Raw genomic sequence first — 2,762 nt, 5'->3', positions numbered from 1 at the left:
ATCCGACTTGGTCAAAGTGCGATTACACTATCTGGCGGCGAAGCCCAGCGTGTCAAACTAGCTAAAGAGCTTTCCAANCGAGATACAGGTAAAACCCTCTACATCCTTGACGAACCAACTACTGGCTTGCACTTCTATGATATCCAGCAATTACTGACTGTTCTTAACAGGCTTAGAGATCACGGCAATACGATTGTCGTAATCGAGCACAATCTAGATGTCATAAAAACTGCTGACTGGATAGTAGATCTAGGCCCAGAAGGCGGCTCAAAAGGCGGCCAAATCGTCGCAACGGGCAGCCCTGAGCATGTGTCAGAGGTAGATGGTTCATTTACTGGAGAATTCTTAAAGCCAATCCTGGCCAGGAAATAAATATCAATAAAACAAGGTAAACGTAAGGCGAAGCGCACATATCCAAGAATCTAATGATTTAGTATGACATTCCATGGCAGCAGATCTTCCATTTCTGCTTGCTGATCTCTTTTACTAAGTGCTTTCAATAGATAATGAAGATAATCGAATGGCACAAGGTCATTTGCCTTTGCCGTTTCAACAATACTGTAAAGTACACTGCTGGCATGGGCACCACTAGTGGTGTTTGAGAATAACCAGTTTTTTCGCCCTATCACGAAGGGTTTGATTGCTCTTTCTGCACGATTGTTATCGATATTCAGATGACCATCTTCTAAGTAGCGTGTCAGCTTTGGCCATTGATTTAAACTGTATGCGAGTGCTTTGCCCAAGGCCGATTTAGGCGGTACCTGCAGAATCGAGTTATCCAACCAGATTTTATATTCTTTCAACAAGGGTGTCGCATGTACGACTCGATATGCCTGTTTTTCTCTGGGCGATTTATCCTTTATGGCAGTTTCAATTCGATAGAGCTTTTTGATGTGAGTCATCGCCCAAGTAGCTTTTCCCGCTTTGGGTTTGCCTTTGCTTTGCGCTATATCAGCCTCTTTGAATTTGCGTCGTGCATGTGCCCAACAGCCCACTAATGTCGTTTGGGTGGATTCATAACCTTGATAGCCATCTACCTGTAAATAGCCTGAGTGACCTTGTAGAAAATTAATCGCACACTGGCTTGCCCGACTTTCATGGAAGTCATACAGCACGATATTGGGAATGTCTGTGTGATTGCTGCCGGGTGAGTCGGTACCGGTGCAATATAACCACATATAACATTTGGTTTTGTCGGATTCGATTACCTTTAGTGTGGTTTCATCTGCTTGTATTACATTTTGCCGCAAGAGGGTTTCATGCAGTTTGTCATAAAGCGGTTTGAGTAAGTCTGTACACTTCAGCAACCAGCTCGACATCGTTTGTCGGCTAAGCGGGATGCCATATTCTTTGAACAGACTTTCTTGTCGATAAAGCGGTAAGCCATATTGATATTTACTGGTAATGATTTGGCTTAACAAGCTCGCCGTAGCAAAGCTTTTTGGAATAGGTGAAGCCGGAACCGGCGTTTGTTTAATCGTGACGTTCGTTGCATGTTGCTCACAATGACGACAACTATATTTAGGTCGCACATGTTCGATGACTTTGATCTGGGCAGGAATGAATTCAAGCTGCTCGCTTTTATCTTCACCCATGCGATGTAATTCATGACCGCAGTCATCACAGCTTTTGTCTTCGTCTGCCAGGTCGTGAATGATGACGTCGCGTGGTAAGTCTTTGGGTAAAGGTTTACGAACAGGTTTCTTGCGTTCGTAGGTGATGGACTCTTTTTCGGCTTCAGTCGGTTCCGCTTCAGACTCATCTGCTAATTGCTCAAGTTCATTGAATAGCTCGCCCTGACCCGGGTAGCCTTCAGTGCTTTTACCAAATTGTTTATGCTGAGCTAAACGAAACTGCTCAGTAAGATAAGCGATAGTCTCATCTCTTTCTGCGAGAAGTTTCTTCAGTAAAATAGGGTCGTCAGGGAGTGATTCGATGTCTGTTTTCATGCGTGCATTTTAACAAAAAACACGCTAACTTGCTGTTTTTATTTATACTATTTACCTGATTTTATTACATAATATTTTGATAATCGACAGCTTGATGACCGATGACATCATAGCCTTCCAGCAACCAAGACAACTGCTGTTCATTCAATTCTAAACATGCTTCATCAATACGGCTTGGCCATTTGAATTTATCTTTTTCAAGCCGTTTATACCACAAGGCAAAGCCGGTTTTATCCCAATAAAGTATCTTCAATTTATCTTTGGCTTTGTTGCAGAAAATGAACAAGGCACCGCTCATGACGGGAAGATTTATCTCCGACTCAATGATCACAGATAAACCATTAATCGATTTTCTGAAATCGACAAACTGCCGGTGAAGATAAATGCGGGAAGGCTGAACAAACATCTTCATGATAAACCCTTTATCACTCTGACTAAAAAGTCAGGTGATATCGAATCTGGAAAAGTCAGTTCACCTGCTTGTGTGATTAACGTGATGATTTGTTTAGAGCTAGTGATCTGTGTGACTTGTTCAGACACTTGCCGAACAACTTTCGCTTCGACAAAATTATTGCCTGTCGAGCGTCGGTGCTTATTGAGGTAGAACGAAGAGGTGCTGATTTTATGTATGGAGCAGAATTCTGCAACCGTTAACCCGCTCTCTTTTTGATAATCGAAGATACTTGGCCAGTCGTGTTTGGCTTTCTTGGTGTTCTTTTTAGTCATGTGCTAGTTCCTTGTGAATTTTGGAACTAGCGTAATTAATTGTTGGGTTTGGTATTATGTGTGCTTGGCTAGACGCTTACAAAACAA

General features: G+C 42.5%; 3 protein-coding genes and 1 pseudogene. 1 reads left to right on the top strand and 3 read right to left on the bottom strand.

The window, feature by feature from the left end:
* A pseudogene (locus tag A3735_RS08765) lies at nt 1-372 on the top strand (excinuclease ABC subunit UvrA); the annotation flags it as partial.
* A 50-nt stretch (nt 373-422) separates the two neighbouring features.
* Here the strand turns inward: A3735_RS08765 and A3735_RS08760 are convergent.
* The 3 genes from A3735_RS08760 to A3735_RS08750 form a co-directional block, all read right to left on the bottom strand.
* Entirely contained in the window at nt 423-1,949 is a 1,527-nt protein-coding gene (locus A3735_RS08760; RefSeq protein ID WP_068510158.1) for an IS66 family transposase, read from the bottom strand.
* Nucleotides 1,950-2,013: 64 nt separating this feature from the next.
* Nucleotides 2,014-2,361: an IS66 family insertion sequence element accessory protein TnpB gene (gene tnpB, locus A3735_RS08755; protein ID WP_068510160.1), complete on the bottom strand. Its 348-nt coding sequence runs from the start codon at nt 2,359-2,361 to the stop codon at nt 2,014-2,016.
* On the bottom strand, nt 2,358-2,675 hold the full coding sequence (locus A3735_RS08750) for a hypothetical protein (protein ID WP_068510162.1): 318 nt from the start codon (nt 2,673-2,675) through the stop codon (nt 2,358-2,360). The genes tnpB and A3735_RS08750 overlap by 4 nt, the downstream gene beginning before the upstream one ends.
* Nucleotides 2,676-2,762: the final 87 nt, after the last annotated feature.

Source organism: Oleiphilus sp. HI0061 (genome assembly GCF_001635675.1).
This window is presented reverse-complemented; position numbering and strand designations above follow the sequence as displayed.

What these genes read in the sequence shown, in the direction of transcription:
- tnpB (WP_068510160.1), bottom strand. Translation starts at nt 2,361, where the DNA reads ATGAAGATGTTTGTTCAGCCTTCCCGCATTTATCTTCACCGGCAGTTT.
- A3735_RS08750 (WP_068510162.1), bottom strand. Translation starts at nt 2,675, where the DNA reads ATGACTAAAAAGAACACCAAGAAAGCCAAACACGACTGGCCAAGTATC.
- A3735_RS08760 (WP_068510158.1), bottom strand. Translation starts at nt 1,949, where the DNA reads ATGAAAACAGACATCGAATCACTCCCTGACGACCCTATTTTACTGAAG.